Origin of the sequence: Pseudomonas sp. NA-150 (genome assembly GCF_044336365.1) — a bacterium.
GTDB lineage: Bacteria > Pseudomonadota > Gammaproteobacteria > Pseudomonadales > Pseudomonadaceae > Aquipseudomonas.
This window is the reverse complement of the sequence record NZ_CP172305.1, coordinates 6555617-6577134: the sequence shown is the minus strand read 5'-3', so window position 1 is coordinate 6577134 and position 21518 is coordinate 6555617. Positions and strand designations below refer to the sequence as shown.

The window sequence follows — 21518 nt, the reverse complement described above, 5'->3', positions numbered from 1 at the left end:
CTATCCGGCCAATTCAGGGAAAAATTACTGCACCAATAGTGAGCGTTGTCGTTCAGGCGTCAAAAGAAGTGAAAGATGCCGATCGGATCTTTTGGCTTGTCTGCCAGAGGACATTCGGGCCTGACCCCGTAATCTTCTTCAGTACAGGGTTGCGCCAGTCGTTTCTGCGCCAGGCTAATGCGCAGCATATGAAAGTCCTGAGTGGGCGTGCGTTCCAGCATACGCCCTGATTCATCGAGAATCTCGACGGCCAGTTGGTGGGTGCCGCGATCAATATTGGTCAGCGGAAACACCGGGCTGCGGCCGGGCTCACCGAAGGGTTTACCGTCCAGCAACAGGCGATAGCTGTGGGCGTTTTGCAGGACAGGATCGCTGTTGATGCTGACGATCAGGTCTCCAGCGATATTGCGGATAGTGGCGTCCGGCTCGGGCACCAGAATCCGCAACAGATCGTAGTGAAACAGCGGGCCGGGTTTGGCTATCGGCGGCTTGGCCTTGGCGACGGTTTTAGTCGTAGGCTGATTCATGCTGTTGCTGGGCAGGATTTCCACGCGCTTGGCGCCACTGTGCGGTCGGTCGGTGAACACGCGATTGCCCTGGGCATCGACGTAGCTGTAGACCTCGGCCGACGCCGACCCGCTAATCAGCAGCAGGCACACCAGCAGTCCTTTCACCAGTAGGGTGCGAAGCGGGGATTCAAGGTTTACCGACATGGACTCGCTGCACCGTTACTGTAAGGGTTGAGCTTTGCTGAATGACCGTTTCACCCGCGACCACCCGAACCGCGAGACTGTGTTCGCCGCGATCAAGGTTCACCACCTGCAACCTCGGCACGTTGCTCGGCTGGCCGTAAGCGGTGCCATCGACCACCAATTGCAAGAGCTGTCCCGGCAGAAGGCGCGGTTGAATCTGCACGCCGACGGTGAAGGTGCCGTTATTGGCGCGCAACGCTTCTTCGGTCGGCAGCTCGCCGAGCTCCAGAAGGCTGTACGCGCCCTGTGGTTGGCTCTGCTGAGTGCTGGTGGGGGCGGGTGGTGCGATTGGCTTTTTGCTGTCCACGCTGTTGAGCGGCGGCAACTCCACGGTCTCGCTGGGTTCGCCATTGGGTGGCTGGCTGCTGAAGGCTGTGTTGCCATTGGCGTCGGTGTATTTATAAATCTGCGCGGTGGCGGGCAAGGCGGTCAATAGCAGCAGATAGATAAGGCTTCGACGCATGAAGGCTCCGGTGGTGTGGGGGTTAACACGAATCATCTGTAGGAGCGAACTTGTTCGCGAGGCGGTATGCCTGACATACCGAATCAAGCCGCTCGCCAACAAGTTGGCTCCTACAGTTCAATTCAGCATAGAACACTAAGCCTGCGGTTTGGCGATGCACAGTTCGCCCGTTGCCCGGATTAGAGCCATTTGATGGATCGGGTCTTTGCCAGAATGTTTGACCGCCTTCGTCAGCCAACTCGCACAAGACGGGTACGCGCGATAGGGCGTGAAATCGGCATAGTTTTTCAACAAGCGCATTTGGAGCTCATCGAGCTGTGGGCGGATCTGATTGACCAGGTCGGGCCTCGCCGTTTTTGGCGCACTTCCCGATGCATGCCATTTGGCCAACAGCGCGTACTGCACCAGTTTATTGGCTTCGATTTGTGCCGCCAGGAACTGACTGACGTCGTCGTTATCGAGGCCGAAGTTCGGCGCCAGCTTGGCGGCGTTGCCGATGACTTGCTGTTCCCGCGCGCTGTCCTGGATCGGTTTGCCGCTGTCCCATTTGGTCAGGGCAACCTGATCGGCGATGGTCAGGCGCTCGTTGATGCTTGCGATCAGTGGTGCCAGTGATGCGGGAGCCTGTGCCGCTGCAGCGCTGGCGCTGAGGACGATGGCTAAAAGAGGTAAAAGCCGCTGAAGTCTGGACATGGGTGGATCTCTGACGAGAAATGCTAAGGCGCCGAGTTAACGCCACAAGCGATGCCCTGCGCCAGTGCTGGATTGTAAAAAAACACCCGACATAAAAAAGGCCTCCCGAAGGAGGCCTCTTGTTACGCCGCTTGCGCAGGCGCGACTGGATTAGCAGCTGTAGTACAGCTCGTATTCCAGTGGGTGTACGAAGGTACGTACTTTGATTTCTTCTTCGCTTTTCAGAGCGATGTACGCGTCGATGAAATCGTCGCTGAAAACGCCGCCTTTGGTCAGGAATGCACGACCTTTGTCCAGCTCTTCCAGGGCTTCTTTCAGGCTGCCGCAAACTTGTGGGATCTCTTTCGCCTCTTCAGGCGGCAGGTCGTACAGGTTTTTGTCAGCTGCGTCGCCAGGGTGGATCTTGTTCTGGATGCCGTCCAGGCCAGCCATCAACAGTGCAGCGAAGCCCAGGTACGGGTTAGCTGCTGGATCCGGGAAGCGCGCTTCGATACGGCGAGCTTTAGGGCTCGACACGTAAGGAATACGGATCGAAGCGGAACGGTTACGAGCCGAGTAGGCCAGCATTACCGGAGCTTCGAAACCTGGGACCAGACGCTTGTAGGAGTTGGTCGACGGGTTGGTGAAACCGTTCAGTGCCTTACCGTGCTTGATGATACCGCCGATGAAGAACAGGGCAGTGTCGGACAGGCCGGCATAGCCTTCGCCAGCGAAGGTGTTCTTGCCATCTTTAGCGATGGACAGGTGAACGTGCATACCCGAACCGTTATCGCCGTAAAGCGGCTTAGGCATGAAGGTAGCGGTACGGCCGTAGGCATCAGCCACGTTGTGTACGCAGTACTTCAGGGTCTGAACTTCGTCAGCCTTTTTAACCAGGGTGTTGAACTTCACACCGATTTCGTTCTGACCGGCAGTCGCCACTTCGTGGTGGTGAACTTCGATGACCAGACCCATTTCTTCCATGGCATTACACATGGAGGTACGGATTTCGTGGTCGTGGTCGAACGGAGGAACCGGGAAGTAACCGCCTTTCACACCTGGACGGTGGCCTTTGTTGCCGCCTTCGACGTCCTGGTCGGACATCCACGAACCTTGCTCCGAGTAGATCTTGAACATGGAGCCGGAGATGTCAGACTTGAACTTCACTTCGTCGAAGATGAAGAACTCTGGCTCTGGACCAACGAAAACGGTGTCGCCGATACCAGTGGACTTCAGGTATTCCTCGGCACGGTGAGCGATGGCGCGTGGGTCGCGGTCATAGCCTTGCATGGTCGAAGGTTCGATGATGTCGCAAACCAGGATCAGGGTTGGTTCTTCGGTGAACGGATCGAGGACGGCAGTGCTGTCGTCTGGCATCAGGATCATGTCCGACGCTTCGATGCCTTTCCAGCCAGCAATAGAGGAGCCGTCGAACATTTTGCCAATTTCAAAGAATTCTTCGTCCAGCGCATCGCGCGCCGGCATGGTCACGTGGTGCTGCGTGCCTTTAGTATCAGTGAAGCGCAGATCAATCCACTTGACGTCATGATCTTTGATGAGTTGAACCGACTTCGACATAGTGTCCTCCGGGTGGCTTCGGGCCAGGTAGTGGTTTGGCCCTTAGAATTTGGGTGATGCCGGGCGCGAATATCTGCCAAGGCAACCTGCCTCACAAGGGAGCAAATTGCATGCCAGTGCCCTGAGATGGGTTTTTTGCCGAAAATTCAGGCGTACGAGGCATTTAAGCTGGGAAAAAAAGAAACGCATGCACCGATATGGGGCTTTAAATTGTGGGCGTGTTCGATTTTGGTGCGATGAATATTGCTCGTACGATAATTGGTTAAACCTTGAGCAATTTCCGCTATAATTCCGCCCCCTCTTTTTCGGCTGGCACCTCGCGCGCTGTTTACATGAAACTAATCGTAAAAGTCTTTCCCGAAATCACTATCAAAAGCCGGCCGGTGCGCAAGAAATTCATCCGCCAGTTGGCCAAGAACATCCGTGTCGTGCTCCGTGATCTGGACCCGGCGTTGGTGGTGGATGGCGTGTGGGACAATCTCGAGGTCGAGACCCGGGTCAGCGAGCCGAAAGCCTTGCAAGAGATGACCGAGCGCCTGAGTTGCATGCCGGGCATCGCGCATTTCCTGCAGGTCGATGAATACCCGCTCGGCGACATGGATGACATCGTCGCCAAGTGCAAGCAACACTACGGCAGCGAGCTGACCGGCAAAGTGTTCTCGGTGCGTTGCAAGCGTGCCGGCAAACACAGTTTCAGCTCGATGGACGTCGAAAAATACGTTGGCAGCCAGCTTCGCCAGCAGTGTGGCGCGGCGGGTATTTCCCTGAAAGCACCCGAAATCGAAGTGCGCATGGAAATTCGCGACCAACGGTTGTTCGTGATTCACAGCCAGCACAACAGCATCGGCGGTTACCCGCTCGGTTCGCTGGAGCAGACCCTGGTATTGATGTCGGGTGGTTTCGATTCCACCGTGGCCGCTTACCAGATCATGCGCCGTGGGCTTATGAGCCACTTCTGCTTCTTCAATCTCGGCGGCCGCGCCCACGAATTGGGGGTGATGGAAGTCGCTCACTTCCTGTGGAAGAAGTACGGCAGCTCGCAACGCGTGCTGTTTGTTAGCGTCCCGTTTGAAGAAGTTTTGGGAGAAATTCTCGAAAAAGTCGATAACAGTCATATGGGTGTAGTGTTGAAGCGTATGATGTTGCGCGCGGCGACAAATATCGCCGAACGACTCGACATCGATGTGCTGGTGACGGGTGAGGCGATCTCCCAGGTTTCCAGCCAGACGCTGCCTAACCTGTCGCTGATCGACTCGGCCACCGACAAGCTGGTACTGCGCCCGCTGATCGCCAGCCACAAGCAGGACATCATCGATCAGGCCACTGAAATCGGCAGCGCAGAATTTGCCCGCCACATGCCTGAGTATTGCGGGGTGATCTCGGTCAACCCCAAGACCCACGCCAAGCGCAACCGCGTGGAGTATGAAGAACAGCAGTTTGATATGGCGATTCTCGAGCGAGCGCTCGAGCGTGCCAAGCTGGTACCGATCGATCGCGTGATCGACGAATTGGGCCAGGACATTGAAATCGAGGAAGTCAGTGAAGCACTGGCCGGTCAGGTCATCATCGACATCCGTCACCCGGATGCTCAGCATGACGAACCGCTGGAGTTGCCTGGCATTGAAATACAGACGCTGCCGTTCTATGCACTGAACAGCCGCTTCAAGGAACTGGATGAGGCTCGCCAGTACCTGTTGTATTGCGACAAAGGCGTGATGAGTCGCCTGCATGCTCACCATTTGCTCAGTGAGGGGCATGCCAATGTGCGCGTTTATCGACCGAGCTAAGTGCCCGGGGCTGTTTGCCTGTGGCCTGCGTCACCGGCCCCCCGACGCCAGTCGTCAAGCCGTCATGGCTTTCGCCGACTCTACTGTTAATAGCTGCCTACAATTAGTCAGCTGACCGAATCCTCTGATCGAGATACACAAGTGATCGAAAATCTACGCAACATCGCCATCATTGCTCACGTTGACCATGGTAAGACCACCCTGGTAGACAAACTCTTGCGCCAATCCGGCACTCTGGAGCGCAACGAGCTCAACGACGAGCGCGTGATGGACTCCAACGACCAGGAGAAAGAGCGCGGTATTACCATTCTCGCGAAGAACACCGCGATCAACTGGAATGGCTACCACATCAACATCGTAGACACCCCGGGCCACGCTGACTTCGGTGGTGAAGTAGAGCGCGTGATGTCGATGGTTGACTCCGTTCTGCTGCTGGTTGACGCTCAAGACGGCCCTATGCCGCAAACCCGTTTCGTGACCAAGAAGGCTTTCGAAGCCGGCCTGCGTCCAATCGTGGTCATCAACAAGGTTGACCGTCCAGGCGCGCGTCCGGATTGGGTTCTGGATCAGATCTTCGACCTGTTCGACAACCTGGGTGCTACCGAAGAACAGCTGGACTTCAAAGTGGTCTACGCCTCGGCCCTGAACGGCATTGCCGGTCTGGAACACACCGACATGGCTGAAGACATGACCCCGCTGTACCAGTCGATCGTCGACAACGTACCAGCGCCGAAAGTCGACCGCGACGGTCCGTTCCAGATGCAAATCTCGGCACTGGACTACAACAGCTTCCTGGGTGTTATCGGCGTTGGCCGTATCGCTCGTGGTCGCGTCAAGCCAAACACTCCGGTTGTGGCTATCGACGTTGACGGCAAGAAGCGTAACGGTCGTATCCTCAAGCTGATGGGTCACCACGGTCTGCACCGTATCGACGTTGATGAAGCAGCTGCCGGCGACATCGTCTGCATCAGCGGCTTCGACCAGCTGTTCATCTCCGACACTCTGTGCGACCCACTGAACGTCGAAGCGATGAAGCCGCTGACCGTTGACGAACCAACCGTTTCCATGACCTTCCAGGTAAACGACTCGCCTTTCTGCGGTAAAGAAGGCAAGTTCGTCACCAGCCGTAACATCAAGGAACGTCTGGACAAAGAACTGCTGTTCAACGTTGCTCTGCGCGTTGAAGAAGGCGATACCGCCGACAAGTTCAAAGTCTCTGGCCGTGGTGAGCTGCACCTCTCGGTACTGATCGAAACCATGCGTCGCGAAGGCTTCGAAATGGGTGTTGGTCGTCCTGAAGTGATCATTCGTATGGTTGACGGCGTTAAGCACGAACCGTACGAAAACGTCACCATCGACCTGCCAGAAGAGTCGCAAGGCTCGATCATGGAACAGATCGGTATCCGTAAAGGCGACCTGACCAACATGGTTCCGGATGGCAAGGGCCGTGTGCGCCTTGAATACAACATCCCGGCTCGCGGCTTGATCGGTTTCCGTAACGAGTTCCTGACCCTGACCTCCGGTGCAGGCATCCTGACCTCGATCTTCGACCGTTACGACGTGATGAAGTCCGGCGATATGTCCGGTCGTCAGAACGGCGTGCTGGTGTCGGTTGCTACCGGTAAGGCTCTGACCTACTCGCTGGAAACTCTGCAAGCGCGTGGCAAGCTGTTCCTGGGTCACGGTGAAGACGTGTACGAAGGTCAAATCGTCGGCATCAACAGCCGCGACAACGACCTGGGCGTCAACCCAACCAAAGGCAAGAAGCTCGACAACATGCGTGCTTCCGGTAAAGACGAAACCATCGCTCTGGTTCCGCCTATCCGTTTCACTCTGGAACAAGCGCTGGAATTCGTACAAGAAGACGAACTCTGCGAAGTGACTCCAAAGTCGATCCGCCTGCGTAAGAAAATTCTTGGCGAAAGCGAGCGTACCCGCGCTGCCAAGAAAAGCGGCAACTGATTAAGTTGTAACGCATAAAAAAACGCCCCCGACCGCAAGGTCGGGGGCGTTTTTGTTTGTCTGAAGGAAATACAACAAACCCTGTATTTTGGTCGCATCAGAAAATAAAGACTTTCTCTTCAGGCGGCTTGCGCACTTCGGCCTTCGGCACATACGCGCAGTACCCTGGACGCGGCCCGACTTTCGGATGGTTGCGGCAGGTGTCCGGACGCTTGTCGTAGATGGTGCAGAACCGGCTCTTGCGATCCAGGTACAGGCAATCATTGTTGCTCATGCGCTGCAGGGTAAAAATACCGGTTTTCTGGTTGTAACGCTCGACGATGCCTTCTTTTTGCAGGCGTTTGGCGATGTTCTTCTCTGGATCGCCACGCTCGAACTCATCGACCAACCCGATGCGGATCAAGTCTTTGACCTTCACTTCCACAGGCAAGGTGCAGCAACTGGACACGCAGCCGCCGCACATGTTGGCGGAGTATTTGGCCCAGGTGTCGACTCGGTCGAGTTCTGCGGCGGCGATCAAGTTGGATTTCATCTGTTCAATTCCGGGTGTATCGGGCGCGCGATCATACCGGGGCTGACGGATTTCGCGTAAGCAAAAATTACCAATACGACTATCGGTTGTTTTTTAGCCAATTGTCATCAGGTGTTCGCATGGCCTCGGCAGCATGTCCTTCTTTAAATAGCGGAAGTGGAACATGCACAACGCAGAGCAGGTAGTGGCCGAGGTTTTTGCCTTGTATCAGGCCCACGGCAACACCGAATACATCGGCGAGCCGGTGTCGCAGATTGAGCACATGTCGCAGTCGGCGCAATTGGCGATGGCGGAAAACTACGATGATGAGGTGGTGTTGGCCGCCTTTTTCCACGATATCGGCCACATTTGCGGGCACGATCCGGATGCTCAGCACATGGGCGGCTACGGCGTGATGAGCCACGAGCGCGTGGGTGCCGACTACCTGCGCACGTGCGGTTTCAGTGAGCGTGTCGCCAAGCTGGTGGAGTACCACGTTCAGGCCAAGCGTTATCTGACGCTTCGGCAGCCTGGGTACTACGAGCAACTCAGCGATGCCAGCCGCCGTACCCTGGAGTACCAGGGCGGAGTGATGACCCCCGCCGAGGCCGACGCCTTTGAGCTGGACCCGCTGTGCAAGGTCAGCTTGCGCATGCGTCAGTGGGACGAATGGGCAAAGGAGATGCATGTGCCGGTGATTGATCTGGAACTGCTCAAGCGCAAGGCGTTGAAGCTGTTGATCCCTGAGTGACGGAAAGCAAATGTAGGAGCTGCCGAAGGCTGCGATCGGCCGGGAACCAGTCGTGGCGATTGATCTTTTGAAGGTCCTGCGGACCTTATCGCAGCCTGCGGCAGCTCCTACAGGTGTTTGGCGAGCGATTCGATTTGCTCCTGCCTTTCCGCCTGGCTCAACTTCGCCTGCGGATTCAGTGAAGACCATTGCGGATGCGCCCGAGCCTTGTGCAACGCGTCGGGGAGTTTGCCTTCGCGCCAGGTCTTGTCTTGAGGCGTAGTCAGCTTAATGCTGTCCATCGCCGCATGACCGCGCACGTTCAGGGCTTGCAGCAATTGGCGCTGACGCAAGGCGAGCAGGCGCAACACTGCGTCATCCACTGTCAGCTCACGCTTGCCCTTGAGTTTGCCGAGTAGGCGTCCGCCATAGCTGCGCGCGGTTTGCAACGCGCCACCGGCAATCGCACCCACCAGCGCGGCGGCCCCGAGTGTGATGCCGCCGACCAATAAATCGACCCCGGCCCCGGCTGCCGCCCCTGCGGCAATCCCACTGCCCACGCGCACTCCGAGCAGCTTGAGGGTTTCCGGGTTGAACAGATCGTCACCCCAACGCCCATCCAGTAACGGCAGATCAGTCGCGGCGGCGTCTTCACGGCGGAAGGCAAACAGTTTGAGCAGCGCTTCGACGCAACGTTGCTCGCGTTGGCGAACGGCGCTACGCAGGTCGTCGATGGCCAACTGCGCCTCGCCAGACTCGCTGGCCACGCTGCGACGGCATGCCGCGCAATCCAGCAATAGTTCAGCGATCAATCGCGCGGCACTGTGTTGCCGAACCACGCGTTGCGCCTGCTGATCTGCAATCAAGCGCTCCAGTTGATCGCGCGCGCCTTCCAGCAGCAAGGCCAGGCTTTCGTAGAGGCGTCGTTCGCCATCTTCCGGAGGCGCGACGCTGTCGAAACGCACCAGCGCATGCAGCCCCAGGCGTGCCAGCGCCTCGCGCCAATCCGCTTCGCGATGCTCGGCGCTGCTGACGAAATTCAACACCGGCAACAGCGGTTTGCCGCAGCTGGCCAGCACCGCCAGTTCGTCGCGGTACTTGGCCAAGACCGGTTCGCGGGCGTCGATCACATAAAGGCCAGCGTCCGAAGCCAGCAGTTGGCGCAGCACTTTGGCTTCTTGCTCAAATCGCTGCCGTGCTTCGCTGCCATCAAGAAAACGCGCCAGGCGAGCCGGGCCATCAAGGCGTTCGCCGGGGCGATCCAGACGTTCCAGATAGTCGAGCAGGGCGATGGCATCTTCCAGTCCCGGGGTGTCATAGAGTTCGAGCAACGGCTCGCCATCCACCGAGAGCCGTGCGCCTTCCACATGTCGCGTAGTGCTGGGGCGATGCGAGACTTCGCCAAAACCGACATCCCGGGTCAGGGTGCGCAGCAGCGACGTCTTGCCGACGTTGGTATGCCCGACGACCGCCAGTTTCAGGGCTTTAGTCATGACCGGTCTCCAGCCACATGAGTGGCGCACTGTCGGCATAGGGGATGCCCAGTTTTTGCAGCGCGGAGTGCCAGTCACCCAACCGCTCCGAGTCCAGCGCCTGACCGGAGGGTGCTTGCAGCAACCAGATTCGCGCGGCGCCGGCGCAACGGGCCAGTTCGGCAATCAGCGCGAGGCTGCCACGGTCTGGCGAGCGGCGCGGATCGCAGGCGATGGCCAGGCGAGCAGGTGGAAAGCGAGTCAGTTGATCAAGCAGTTTCTGGCGCGATTCGCGGCTGTCGAGGATACCGGCGTCCATCACTGTTTTCGACAGATGAGGCGGCCAGGGTCGCTGGTCATCCAGCTCGATGGCGACCAGCACTGCACCTTCGCTATCGGTCGCGGCACCGCCGGCCTGAACGTCATCCCAGTGATCCGGCGCAGCGTCGCTGACTCCCAGACGCTCGCTGCTGGGCATCAGGCGCTCGCGCAGTTGGCTGTAGCCCGGCAGGCTCAGGTCGAGACTCAACGCCGCACGCCCACGCCGCCAGTGCCACAGGCACATCAGCGCCAGCAGCAAACGCGGGACGATGCCATAGACCAGCAACACGCCGACCAGCCAGGACGCCCAGGCCTGACGCGCACTTTCGATACTCAAGGCGCTGTCGCCACTGGCGCGGATCATGGCTTCAGTCGGCACGTTGAAGCCCAGCAGCGCCGGGAGCGCGCCGAGTGCCTGAGTCACGTTGACGAAAGTGTCTGCGCTGAGGATCGTGGTTTCCCAGACAAAGCCGTAACGCCGGGTCGCCATTAGCAACAACAGCAACGTCAGCGCACTGAGCAGGGTCAGCAACCACGCACCGTTGACCACCATGCCCAACAGCCAGCGATTTAAACGTCGGCGTTGCAGCAACAAAATCAGCGCCGGTGCCAGTTGCGCGGCCTGGGCGTCGCGAGCGAGCTTCTCACTCAGCCACAACCACAGTCGACCAAGGCTTGCGCTGCTTTCACCGGCGAACAGCATGCCCAGCGCCCAACTGAGCAGCAGAATCAAATTCAACCCGAGCAGGCTGCCCAAGGCCCAGAACACGTTGACCGACGTCTGGCCGTTGCCCAATGCGGCAAACGCCAGGCCGGCTCCGCTGATCACCACAAGGATGGCCAGCACCAGCAGCGCCAGGCGCGCGCCCTGTTTCCAGTGCCGCAGCGCGCTGAGCAGGCCATCGCGTTCGGCCAGCCACAGGGCTCGGTTGTTGATGCGGGTCGGCAGATCGCCCGCAGTGGCGCGAGCACGGCGGTTGGCTTCCATGTCTTCCAGCGGGCCTGCGTGTTCTTCGCGCAAGCGCACAGCTTCAGTCAGCCAGAGGCTATCCATTGGGGTCAGATCGGTCACGCGGCGTTCCATTAACGAATTCAGCCTTGAGCATAACCTCTGCGGCCGCACTCGGGGCAAGCGCGACGCTTCTGGTATTCTCGCGCGTATGAAAACTCATCTCCCTCTCAGCCTGATTGCCGCGCTTGGTGAAAACCGGGTCATCGGCGTCGACAATTCCATGCCCTGGCATCTGCCGGGGGATTTCAAATACTTCAAGGCGACGACCCTCGGCAAGCCGATCATCATGGGTCGCAAGACCTGGGATTCGCTGGGTCGGCCGTTGCCCGGTCGGCTGAACCTGGTGGTCAGTCGGCAGGCAGGTCTTCGGCTCGAAGGTGCGGAGGTGTTTGCCTCGCTGGACGCCGCCGTGGTCCGTGCCGAAGCGTGGGCGCGGGAGCAGGGCGCCGATGAAGTGATGCTGATTGGTGGGGCGCAGTTGTATGCGCAAGGTTTGGCGCAGGCCGACCGTCTGTACCTGACCCGCGTCGCGCTGAGCCCGGAAGGTGATGCCTGGTTTCCCGAGTTCGATCCTGCGCAGTGGGCGCTGGTCTCGAACGCTGAAAACCCGGCGCTGGATGGCAAGCCGGCTTACAACTTCGAAGTGTGGGAAAAAATCTAACGCTTTCTGAGTTACCTACCTAACCCTTCCCGATACTGACTGGGCGCCATCCCGGTCCAGCGCTTGAAGGCTCGGCTGAAGCTGCTGGTGTCGGCGAAGCCCAACAAATACGCGATCTCGCTCAAGGTACTGCGCGGGTCGCGCATGTGTTGAATGGCGAGGTTCTGTCGGCACTGGTTGAGCAGCAAGTCATAGCGAAAGCCTTCGTCGGCCAGATGCCGCTGCAAGCTGCGCAGGCTCAGGTGCAAGGTCTGTGCGATGGCCTCGGCAGACGGCTCGCCATCCGGTAATTGAGCCTCAATGGCGGTGCGCACTCGTCGCTCCCAGGTCAGCGGCTTGAGCTGTTCAAGGGTGCGCTTGAGCACGGTTTCGTTGTGTTCGGCCAACTCCGGGTTGCCATCCTCCAGCGGGCTGTCGAAGTCGCGGCAGGCGAATTCCAGCAAATTCTCTTCGGCACCGAAAAACACCGGCGCGCGGAACACGTCGTGCCACGGCTGTGGGTCCAACGGTTTCGGGCGCTGCAAGTAGACGGCCAGCGGCGCGTAGTCGCGGCCCAGGCGGTTGCGACAGGTGCGCACATAGATCGCGGCGAACGCATCCAGCGACTCCATCGCTGGCGCTATGCCTCCCTCGGGAACCTGAAAGCGGAACTGATAGCGCTCGCCGGTCTGGCGCAGGTCCAGCGTCAGCGCATCACTGACCACCTGGTGATAACGCACGATGCGTTCGAACACCTCGCGCAAGGTGCCACTGGCTACCAGTGCGTAGCCCAGTGCGTGGAAGGTGGTGGGGCTGACGAAGCGCGACACCCGCAAACCAATCGCCGGATCGCCGCTGGCCGCAACGGCAAGTTGCCAGAGGCGCGTGGTGGCGGTCACCGGGTAGCGCGCGTTGGGGTCGTCCATCCACTGCGGATCGAGCCCGGCGGCGCGACACAGTGCAGCACTGTCGAGGCCCAGGGCATCGAGTTGCTTGCGCAGCGCGCGGGTCCAACTGGCGAGCGTGGTCGGTTCAGACATACAGGTTGGCGTCTGTGGTCAACAGGTTGGCGTTTGCGGTCGGGCGGTGACGAACTAGCTCGTGCACAGTGTGATCCATCGATGACCCCTTTGATAACGCTCACTCAATACCTAGAGGATGGAAGCATGCAAGGTACTTCTGCAAGTCCCGAACGACTCAATGCGTCGCAGCGATCAGCGCATATTCGCGCGGTGGTGATGGCGCGCGGCGATGAACTGCGCAAACGCTACCCGATTCTCAACCACCAGGATGCCATCGGCGCGGGCATTCTGGCTTTTGCCCTGACTGGAATGATTGCCAGCGCCGCGCTGTACATTGGCGGTTACATGGCTTGGTGGATATGCCTGTTGCTCAACGCGTTCCTTGCTTCGCTGACCCACGAACTGGAGCACGACCTGATCCACAGCATGTACTTCCGCAAGCAGCGCGTTCCGCACAATTTGATGATGGCACTGGTGTGGATGGCGCGGCCGAGCACCATCAATCCGTGGATTCGCCGTCACCTGCACATCAATCACCACAAGGTGTCGGGTACTGAAACCGATATGGAAGAGCGCGCCATCACTAACGGCGAGCCGTGGGGTATTGCGCGCTTGCTGATGGTCGGCGACAACATCATGTCGTCGTTGATCCGGATGATTCGGGCCAAGACCTGGACGCAAAAATTCACCATTCTCAAACGTACGCTGCGGGTTTATGCACCGTTGGCGTTGTTGAACTGGGGCTCGTGGTACGTGTTCCTCGGCTTTCACGCGGCCAATGGCATTGCCAGCCTGACGGGCGCGCCGATTGAGTGGTCTGCCAACACCCTGGCGATGATGCAGGTGATCAACGTGGCGGTGGTGGTGCTGGTCGGTCCCAACGTACTGCGGACGTTTTGCCTGCACTTCGTCAGCTCCAACATGCATTACTACGGCGACGTGGAATTGGGCAACGTGATGCAGCAATGCCAAGTGCTCAACCCGTGGTGGCTGTGGCCGCTGCAGGCGTTCTGCTTCAACTTCGGCAGCACCCACGGCATTCACCATTTCGTGATCAAGGAACCCTTCTACATTCGGCAGATGACGGCTTCGGTGGCGCATAAGGTCATGGCGGAGATGGGCGTGCGATTCAATGATTTTGGTACATTTGGCCGGGCGAATCGGTTTACGCCGAAGGAAGAAGTGGCTGGTCAAACTGTAAGCCCTGCTCAAGGCTGAAGCCTGATCCTGTAGGAGCTGCCAGAGGCTGCGATAACGCCGGAACGACCTTCGCGTTGGAGTGCCAATCGCAGCCTTCGGCAGCTCCTACAGGGGTTCGGTATCTAGATTTTTAATGCCTATCGATATAAATCTTAATATGAATATTTTGCATGATCGTCTGGAAAGTCCGCGCAAGTCCTTTATTTACGAAGCCTCTTCAACGCGTCATTTTTCTTATTCAATTACGACCTATAGATAACGAAAAATATTACTTTAAGACCTAAGTCACTCATGCCAATGATTCGTCCTACACGGATAACGAAGCGTTGCAGGAGTGTTGATCAATGGCCCAAGTCCAAACCACCGCCAACGCATTTGAGGTGCTGTGGCGCCCGAGCGGTGAATTGGTCGATCTCGGACGGCCGCATCGCTCGCCGCTGGCGCATTCTCGGTTGCAGAGCACGCCCAAAGGCGTCCTGAGCCGACGCGAAGCGATCTTGCTCGGCGTATTCGCGCTGGTGTTGCATGGCGCGGTGATCTATTGGGTCAATCAGAACCCGCCGACTGTGCTGCCGATAGTGCCGCCGGAAATTCCGCCGATGACCATCGAGTTTTCTCAGCCAGCGCCTCCGGTGGTTGAAACGCCGCCACCACCGCCGATTCCGCAGCCCATCGTCGAACCGCCGCCACCCGTGGTGGACGAGTTGGCCGTCAAGCCTGCACCGAAGCCGATTCCCAAGCCCAAACCGGTGGTGAAACCGGTACCCAAACCAGTGGCCAAACCGATCGAGCAACCCCCTGCGCCACCTGCACCGCCACAACCGGTGGCTGCTCCGGCACCGCCCGCGCCCGCCGCCCCCAAGCCTGTGACCCCGGCGTCGGCAGGGGCCGGCTATCTGCATAACCCGGCCCCCGATTACCCGGCCTTGGCGATGAAGCGCGGCTGGGAAGGCACGGTGTTGCTGCGGGTACATGTGCTGGCCAGCGGTAAACCGGGTGAAATCGACATTCAGAAAACCAGCGGCCATGACCAACTGGACGAGGCGGCACTGGCGGCGGTCAAGCGCTGGAGTTTCGTCCCGGCCAAGCAAGGCGATGTCGCCCAAGATGGTTGGGTCAGCGTGCCCATCGATTTCAAAATCAAATAAACCCAGTGCCGAATTATCTCGCGGGCCACCTGAACAGAAGGCGCATCGCTACAGACCAAACGCCTAGTCAGAGAGAGCCTTGCCATGAACCTGATTGCTTCACCTTTCGACTCCATTGAACACGCGGTCATTTGGCTGCTGATCGTTTTCTCCGTTGCGACGTGGGGGCTGGCCTTGCTCAAAGGGGTGCAGTTCACCCGACTGAAAGCCCAGGACCGTAAGTTCCACAAGCAATTCTGGGCGGCCTCAAGCCTCGATTCGGCGGCAGAACTGGCCGGCAGCCAACCCGGCGCAGCCGCCCGCGTGGCCCAGTCCGGCTATGCGGCCATTCAAGTCGGCGAGGCACCGCATGCAGCCGACTTGAGCCAGGCGATCAATCATCAGGACCGTCTGGAGCGCTCGTTGCGTCAGCAAATCGTCCGTGAGCGTCGCTCGCTGGAAACCGGTTTGGCGGTGCTCGCCAGCATCGGCAGCACCTCGCCCTTTATCGGGTTGTTCGGCACGGTTTGGGGGATCATGTCGGCCTTGAAGGGCATCAGTGCGGCGGGGTCGGCAAGCCTGGAAACCGTGGCCGGTCCGATTGGTGCGGCGTTGGTCGCGACGGGAGTGGGGATCGCCGTCGCGGTGCCGGCAGTGCTGGTTTACAACTATTTTCTGCGCCGCCTGAAGCTAACCGCCGCCGACCTCGACGACTTCGCCCATGACTTCTATAGCCTGGCGCAGAAGAGCTCGTTCCGCGTGCTGATTCATCCAGCAGCGAACAAGGTTCAGGCGCAGAAAGTGAAGGAGGCGTCCTGATATGGCGTTTTCGACTCAAGACTCGGATGAGGTACTCAGCGAAATCAACGTCACACCACTGGTGGATGTCATGTTGGTGCTGTTGGTGGTGTTTATCGTCACGGCGCCACTGCTGACCAACTCGATCCCGATCAACCTGCCCAAGACTGAATCGGTAGCGCCAGTCGAGCAAAAGGATCCGCTGGTAGTCAGCATCGACGGAAAAGGCAAACTGTTCATCAACAAGGACGAAATCCAGCCCAATCTACTGGAGACCAACCTGGAAGCGGCCAAGGCCAAGAACCCGGATGTACGCGTGCAGTTGCAGGCCGATGACGGCGTGAATTACGGCGAAGTGGCGCGGGCGATGGCATCCATTGAAAAAGCCGGCATCACCAAGTTGTCAGTGATCACTGCCAAATAGTTTTTTTGTAACAGTCTTTGGATAAGCTTCAGTCATACAGTTTTTACGGGGTCGCTCCTGGACAGGGGGCGGCCCCTTTTTTTTGCCTGTGAGAAGCCCCCTGTAGGAGCGGGCTCGCCCGCGATAGCGTCGTGTATGACACACCGCGTCAAGTTTATCGCGAGCAAGCGCGCTCCTACACAGGCTCCTCCTTATATGCATTTTAGATCTTAACAAATAGCTTCTTATTCCTTAACGAATATAACTCTCATCCCTATACTTTGCTCATGACCGTAAACAGGCAGGAGGCGCATTCCATGCGTAACGAGTCGATTCGCTATCTGATCGTGCCGGGCTGGCAGGGGTCGCCTGACGACCACTGGCAAACCCATTGGCAGAACAGTTTGCCCAATAGCGCGCGCGTGGAGCAGGCCGACTGGCTCAAACCTCGTTGCGAAGATTGGGTGGGTGAGTTACAGCGCACCATTGCCGCTGACAGCTCGCCGGTGATTCTGATCGCTCACAGCCTGGGTTGCGTCACCGTTGCCCATTGGGCGCAACTCGCACCGCTGCAGACCTTGCGTCAGGTCCGCGGCGCTTTGTTGGTTGCCCCAGCGGATGTCGAGCGCTCGAACTGCCCTCCGGCCTTGCGTAATTTTGCACCGATTCCCACGCATCTGTTGCCGTTCCCGACTCAAGTGGTCAGTTCCGACAACGATGCTGCCGTCAGCACCCTGCGCGCGTTGGAACTGGCGCGTGACTGGGGTTCCGAAGTCGGGATTCTCGGGGGCGCCGGTCACATCAATGTGAAGTCCGGGCATCAACGCTGGGAACAGGGTTTCGCTTACTTGTACCGCTTGCAGAACCGTATCGAACAACACGCGCGGCGCAGCGCCTGAATTGAATATTTTGACTGGGCTGTTTAGCCCTTCTGTCTATTTTTAACGCTTGAGTCACTCACAAGGCTCGGGCGGGAGTTTGCCATGAGCCTGCACGAAACCTTCGGTCAGCCGCTGCTGACCTTCCCCGACGCGGAAAAAAGCCCGCTGAGCATTCGCGCCAAAGCGCTGGTGTTCGTCGACCCGCGTTCCCGTGAGTTGCGCAAGGAGTTGGAGCGGCTGGCGCCCGGCGCTTCACCGGTGTTGATTCGCGGCGAAACCGGCAGCGGTAAAGAACTGTTGGCTCGCCACATCCATCGCGCCAGTGATCGCTCGGGCTTGTTCGTCTCGGTGAACTGCGGCGCGATCAGCCTGACCTATGCCGATGCCGAATTATTCGGCTATGCCGCAGGTGCCCACAGTGGCTCGGTCAGCAGCCGGGCGGGTTGGTTTGGTTCGGCCAACGGCGGCACCCTCTATCTGGATGAAATTGGCGACCTGCCGCTGCCGATTCAGGTCAAGCTGCTATCAGCTTTGGAAAACCACGAAGTCACCCGCGTCGGCGCACAACAGCCGAGCCCGGTGGACGTGCGTCTGGTGGCTGCGACCAGTTTCGATCTGGCCCAGGCGGTGGCAGTCGGAAAATTCGATGAGCGGCTTTTTCACTATCTGAGCGAAGGCCGTCTGGAATTGCCAGCGTTGCGCGAGCGGGTGGGTGACATCCTTTCACTGGCCGAGTACTTCCTGGGCATCTATAGCCAGCGCTTGAGCCTGCCGGTGCCGCTGATCAGCGAGGGCGCGCAACAGGTACTTGAAGCCCACAATTGGCCGGGCAATACCCGCGAACTGGAGAACGTCATTCACTTTGCTTTGTTGGTCAGCAAGGGTGATGAGATTCTGCCGGAGCATCTCAACTTGCCGGGTAGCATCAGTGCGTCAGCTGTATTTCCGCCAGCCAGACACCTCGCGAACGCGCAGTTATGGCAAATCGCAGTCTAAGTTCGAAAAAGCATAAGTATTAGACTAAAAAGTATTGTCTCGGAATAAAAAATATCGGTAATGTCCGCTTCAATCCGCTGACCTCCCTGGATGAAGTCAGCGGCAACCTACTGATATGCCGTCATTTGTGGCGGTCGCGAGTTTCGCTAAGGACTTTGCATGAAAAAGACGTTGTTGTTGACCGCTCTGGCGGCTGTGTTTTCGGTTGGTATTGCCAATGCTGACGAGAAGTTGGTGATCGCCGCGACGCCTGTTCCACACGCTGAAATTCTGGAGCTGATCAAGCCAGAACTGAAGAAGCAGGGCGTGGACCTGGAAATCAAAGTATTCAACGACTACGTGCAGCCAAACGTGCAGGTATTCGAGAAGCGACTGGACGGTAGCTACTTCGAGACCAAACCGTACCTGGATGGTTTCAACAAAGGTAAAAAGGCCAACCTGGTCACCGTGATCGGTGTTCACGTTGAACCGTTCGGCGGCTACTCGTCCAAGTACAAAACCCTGGCTGAACTGCCAGACGGCGCTACCGTTGCCATTCCTAACGAAGGCAGCAACGCCGGTCGTGCCCTGCTGCTGTTGCAGAAAGCTGGCCTGCTGACCCTGAAGAACCCGACCGATGCTCTGGCTACACCAAAAGACATCGCGACCAACCCGAAAAACCTGAAGTTCAAAGAGCTGGAGTCGGCCATGCTGGCTCGCGCTTACAACCAGGTCGATCTGGACATGATCAACACCAACTACGCGTTGGAAGCCAAGCTGAACCCGAAGAAAGACGCGCTGATCCTGGAAGGTGCTGATTCGCCTTACGTGAACTTCCTGGTGGCTCGTCCTGACAACGCGAAAAGCGATGCCATGCAGAAACTGGCCAAGGCTCTGACCAGCCAGCAAGTCAAAGACTTCATTGCCAAGAAGTACGACGGCGCGGTGCTGCCGGCGTTCTGATACAGATTCAAGCGTTAACGTTTTTCACGCCGGCGGCTTTCATTAGCGCCGGCGTTTTTGTTTGGGCGTCGATCTCGCAGCTCAAGGCGCGATTCAACGCCATCAGCCATTTCATCTTGGCTTCGGCATCCGGAGTGACGCGGGTTGCGTGATTCTTTGTGTGGATAGGCATTGATAACTCCCCCTGCCAGTTCCATCTGGCGGTTCAAAAATCGAGTGTTAACGACAGGGAATAGACCGCTCGCGCCTCACTTCTGTTCGCCAGCCGGGCAGGTTTTTTTTCGGCTAGCGTATTCAGCACTATCCATATGCCCTAATGGTATTTAAATTAATTTTCTTATAGCTATAAAGTCACGACTCTCAACCAAGCACACTTGGAGTCGGAGTTCTCATGCCCGCAGTCTCCCCAGCTTCCTCAGCAGTCAATGCAGCCCCCCAGGATTTCGACGTTCGTCCTTTCGCCGGTAACGTCGGCGCGGAGATCGTCGGACTGGATTTGTCCCGTCCATTGAACGACGCGGACTTCGCCCGGGTGCATCAAGCGCACCTGGACTACCACGTCGTGGTGTTCCGCGATCAACAGATCACCCCGCAACAGCAGATCGATTTCAGCCGCCGCTTCGGCATTCTGCAAATCCATGTGCTCAAGCAATTTCTGTTGGCCAACCACCCGGAAATCCTCATCGTCTCGAACATTGTCGAAGACGGTCAGCCGGTAGGTCTGGGCGACGCGGGCAAATATTGGCATTCCGACCTTTCCTACAAGGAACTGCCGAGCCTCGGTTCGATGCTGCACGCTCAGGAGCTGCCAAGCGAGGGCGGCGACACGCTGTTCGCGAATCTGCATCTCGCGTGGGACAACCTGCCGCAGCACTTGCGTGACGCGGTGGAAGGCCGTTCAGCAGTGCATTCCTACACAGCGCGTTACAGCGAAGGCAAAAACGCCGCGAGCTGGCGCCCGACCCTGACCGCCGAGCAACTGGCTCAGGTCGTCGAAGTGACCCATCCGATCGTGCGCACGCACCCGGAAAACGGGCGTAAGGCGCTGTTCGTCAGCGAAGGTTTCACCACGCGCATCGTCGGTCTGCCGGAAGACGAAAGCCGCCGGATTCTGGACGAAATCTACGCCCACAGCGTGCGTCCCGAGTATGTCTATCGCCACCAGTGGCAGCCCCATGACCTGGTGTTCTGGGACAACCGCTCGTTGATCCACCTGGCCGCCGGTTGCCCGCCTGAACTGCGCCGCAAGCTGTTCCGCACCACCATTCAAGGTGATGCGCCGTTCTGATCGGGAGCTGATTGATGAATGCTGTTTCGCAAAGCCACACGGCTAGCAGCTCGACCACGCAACAGATGAATCAGCCGACCGCTGAACCGCTGTTGCAAGTCCAGGGCGTGAGCCTGGAATACCGCACCCCTGAACGGGTGGTGCGGGCGACCCACCAGGTGAGTTTCGAAATCGACCCGGCGGACCGCTTTGTATTGCTCGGCCCGTCCGGCTGTGGCAAGTCCACGTTGCTCAAGGCCGTGGCCGGGTTTATCCAGCCGAGCGAAGGGCAAATTCGTCTGGCGGGCGTTGAGGTCAAGGACCCAGGCCCGGACCGGATCGTGGTGTTCCAGGAGTTCGATCAGCTGCCGCCGTGGAAAACAGTGATTCAGAACGTCATGTTTCCGCTGCTGGCTTCGCGCACGTTGAAGCGTCGTGAGGCCGAAGAGCGTGCGCGTTATTACCTGGAGAAGGTCGGCCTGAGTGCCTTCGCCGACGTCTACCCACACACCTTGTCCGGCGGCATGAAAGCCCGGGTCGCGATTGCTCGCGCCTTGGCCATGCAACCGAAAATCCTGTTGATGGACGAGCCCTTCGCCGCGCTCGACGCGCTGACTCGACGCAAGATGCAGGAAGAGCTGCTGGAGCTATGGCAGGAAGTGCGCTTCACGTTGTTGTTTGTCACGCACTCCATTGAAGAAGCCTTGGTGGTCGGCAATCGAATCCTGTTGCTGTCGCCGCACCCAGGTCGGGTTCGCGCCGAGATCAACAGCCATCAGTACGACCTGAACAGCCTTGGCGGCGTCGACTTCCAGCGTTCCGCACAGCGCATTCATCGTCTGTTGTTCGATGAAGGCGAGGGCGAAGTCGCCGACCGCGAGCTGAACTTCCAGGACATACGCATCGCGTATTAAACATTCACAACCCCGTAGGAGCGGGCTTGCCCGCGATCGCTGTGTGTCTGACACACCGCATCAAGCTG

The 21518-nt window shown here is 58.4% G+C and carries 22 protein-coding genes; 13 read left to right on the top strand and 9 right to left on the bottom strand.

The window, feature by feature from the left end:
• Positions 1 to 59: 59 nt before the first annotated feature.
• From ACF0H7_RS30625 to glnA, 4 genes are all read right to left on the bottom strand, one after another.
• Complete coding sequence (locus ACF0H7_RS30625; protein ID WP_397450523.1) at positions 60 to 713, bottom strand: DUF4124 domain-containing protein; 654 nt, start codon at positions 711 to 713, stop codon at positions 60 to 62.
• A complete protein-coding gene (locus ACF0H7_RS30620) occupies positions 697 to 1215 on the bottom strand; it encodes a DUF4124 domain-containing protein (protein WP_397450522.1) in 519 nt (172 codons plus the stop codon). The genes ACF0H7_RS30625 and ACF0H7_RS30620 overlap by 17 nt, the downstream gene beginning before the upstream one ends.
• 135 nt (positions 1216 to 1350) lie before the next feature.
• Positions 1351 to 1908, bottom strand: coding sequence for a chorismate mutase (locus ACF0H7_RS30615; protein WP_397450521.1), 558 nt, complete (start codon positions 1906 to 1908; stop codon positions 1351 to 1353).
• Positions 1909 to 2058: 150 nt separating this feature from the next.
• Complete coding sequence (gene glnA / locus ACF0H7_RS30610) at positions 2059 to 3465, bottom strand: glutamate--ammonia ligase (RefSeq protein ID WP_397450520.1); 1407 nt, start codon at positions 3463 to 3465, stop codon at positions 2059 to 2061.
• 332 nt (positions 3466 to 3797) lie between these two features.
• On the opposite strand from glnA, the gene thiI reads away from it, so the two are divergent.
• Positions 3798 to 5252, top strand: a complete 1455-nt coding sequence (thiI, locus tag ACF0H7_RS30605; protein WP_397450519.1) for a tRNA uracil 4-sulfurtransferase ThiI — start codon at positions 3798 to 3800, stop codon at positions 5250 to 5252.
• Positions 5253 to 5393: 141 nt separating this feature from the next.
• Positions 5394 to 7214, top strand: coding sequence for a translational GTPase TypA (typA, locus tag ACF0H7_RS30600; protein ID WP_397450518.1), 1821 nt, complete (start codon positions 5394 to 5396; stop codon positions 7212 to 7214).
• Positions 7215 to 7311: 97 nt separating this feature from the next.
• Here typA and ACF0H7_RS30595 read toward each other — a convergent pair whose 3' ends face one another.
• Complete coding sequence (locus ACF0H7_RS30595; RefSeq protein WP_397450517.1) at positions 7312 to 7746, bottom strand: YkgJ family cysteine cluster protein; 435 nt, start codon at positions 7744 to 7746, stop codon at positions 7312 to 7314.
• A 163-nt stretch (positions 7747 to 7909) separates the two neighbouring features.
• On the opposite strand from ACF0H7_RS30595, the gene ACF0H7_RS30590 reads away from it, so the two are divergent.
• On the top strand, positions 7910 to 8476 hold the full coding sequence (locus ACF0H7_RS30590) for a phosphonate degradation HD-domain oxygenase (protein WP_397450516.1): 567 nt from the start codon (positions 7910 to 7912) through the stop codon (positions 8474 to 8476).
• A 107-nt stretch (positions 8477 to 8583) separates the two neighbouring features.
• Here the strand turns inward: ACF0H7_RS30590 and ACF0H7_RS30585 are convergent, their stop codons facing one another.
• Together ACF0H7_RS30585 and ACF0H7_RS30580 are read right to left on the bottom strand one after the other, a co-directional pair.
• On the bottom strand, positions 8584 to 9948 hold the full coding sequence (locus tag ACF0H7_RS30585) for a GTPase/DUF3482 domain-containing protein (protein WP_397450515.1): 1365 nt from the start codon (positions 9946 to 9948) through the stop codon (positions 8584 to 8586).
• Positions 9941 to 11332, bottom strand: coding sequence for a DUF2868 domain-containing protein (locus ACF0H7_RS30580; protein ID WP_397450514.1), 1392 nt, complete (start codon positions 11330 to 11332; stop codon positions 9941 to 9943). Before ACF0H7_RS30580 ends, ACF0H7_RS30585 begins: the two co-directional genes overlap by 8 nt.
• 76 nt (positions 11333 to 11408) lie before the next feature.
• Between ACF0H7_RS30580 and ACF0H7_RS30575 the strand changes: the two genes are divergently transcribed.
• Positions 11409 to 11921, top strand: a complete 513-nt coding sequence (locus ACF0H7_RS30575) for a dihydrofolate reductase (protein ID WP_397450513.1) — start codon at positions 11409 to 11411, stop codon at positions 11919 to 11921.
• Positions 11922 to 11932: 11 nt separating this feature from the next.
• Here ACF0H7_RS30575 and ACF0H7_RS30570 read toward each other — a convergent pair whose 3' ends face one another.
• A complete protein-coding gene (locus ACF0H7_RS30570; RefSeq protein ID WP_397450512.1) occupies positions 11933 to 12940 on the bottom strand; it encodes an AraC family transcriptional regulator in 1008 nt (335 codons plus the stop codon).
• 126 nt (positions 12941 to 13066) lie between these two features.
• On the opposite strand from ACF0H7_RS30570, the gene ACF0H7_RS30565 reads away from it, so the two are divergent.
• The 7 genes from ACF0H7_RS30565 to ACF0H7_RS30535 all read left to right on the top strand — a co-directional run bounded on the left by ACF0H7_RS30565 (position 13067) and on the right by ACF0H7_RS30535 (position 19269).
• Positions 13067 to 14140, top strand: coding sequence for a fatty acid desaturase (locus ACF0H7_RS30565; protein ID WP_397450511.1), 1074 nt, complete (start codon positions 13067 to 13069; stop codon positions 14138 to 14140).
• A 326-nt stretch (positions 14141 to 14466) separates the two neighbouring features.
• Entirely contained in the window at positions 14467 to 15270 is an 804-nt protein-coding gene (locus ACF0H7_RS30560) for an energy transducer TonB (RefSeq protein WP_397450510.1), read from the top strand.
• An 84-nt stretch (positions 15271 to 15354) separates the two neighbouring features.
• Positions 15355 to 16068: a MotA/TolQ/ExbB proton channel family protein gene (locus tag ACF0H7_RS30555; protein ID WP_397450509.1), complete on the top strand. Its 714-nt coding sequence runs from the start codon at positions 15355 to 15357 to the stop codon at positions 16066 to 16068.
• 1 nt (position 16069) lies between these two features.
• Positions 16070 to 16471 (top strand): ExbD/TolR family protein, encoded by a 402-nt coding sequence (locus ACF0H7_RS30550; RefSeq protein WP_397450508.1) that lies wholly within the window; start codon positions 16070 to 16072, stop codon positions 16469 to 16471.
• Between the two features lie 296 nt (positions 16472 to 16767).
• Positions 16768 to 17349, top strand: coding sequence for an alpha/beta hydrolase (locus tag ACF0H7_RS30545; protein WP_397450507.1), 582 nt, complete (start codon positions 16768 to 16770; stop codon positions 17347 to 17349).
• Between the two features lie 84 nt (positions 17350 to 17433).
• The gene (locus tag ACF0H7_RS30540; RefSeq protein WP_397450506.1) at positions 17434 to 18327 is read left to right on the top strand and encodes a sigma 54-interacting transcriptional regulator; all 894 of its coding nucleotides are present in this window, start codon (positions 17434 to 17436) and stop codon (positions 18325 to 18327) included.
• A 159-nt stretch (positions 18328 to 18486) separates the two neighbouring features.
• Positions 18487 to 19269 (top strand): MetQ/NlpA family ABC transporter substrate-binding protein, encoded by a 783-nt coding sequence (locus ACF0H7_RS30535; protein WP_397450505.1) that lies wholly within the window; start codon positions 18487 to 18489, stop codon positions 19267 to 19269.
• 7 nt (positions 19270 to 19276) lie between these two features.
• Here ACF0H7_RS30535 and ACF0H7_RS30530 read toward each other — a convergent pair whose 3' ends face one another.
• A complete protein-coding gene (locus ACF0H7_RS30530) occupies positions 19277 to 19441 on the bottom strand; it encodes a hypothetical protein (protein WP_397450504.1) in 165 nt (54 codons plus the stop codon).
• A 219-nt stretch (positions 19442 to 19660) separates the two neighbouring features.
• Between ACF0H7_RS30530 and ACF0H7_RS30525 the strand changes: the two genes are divergently transcribed.
• Together ACF0H7_RS30525 and ACF0H7_RS30520 are read left to right on the top strand one after the other, a co-directional pair.
• A complete protein-coding gene (locus ACF0H7_RS30525; RefSeq protein WP_397450503.1) occupies positions 19661 to 20557 on the top strand; it encodes a TauD/TfdA dioxygenase family protein in 897 nt (298 codons plus the stop codon).
• A 65-nt stretch (positions 20558 to 20622) separates the two neighbouring features.
• Positions 20623 to 21450: an ABC transporter ATP-binding protein gene (locus tag ACF0H7_RS30520; protein WP_397454076.1), complete on the top strand. Its 828-nt coding sequence runs from the start codon at positions 20623 to 20625 to the stop codon at positions 21448 to 21450.
• The last annotated feature ends 68 nt before the right edge of the window (positions 21451 to 21518 follow it).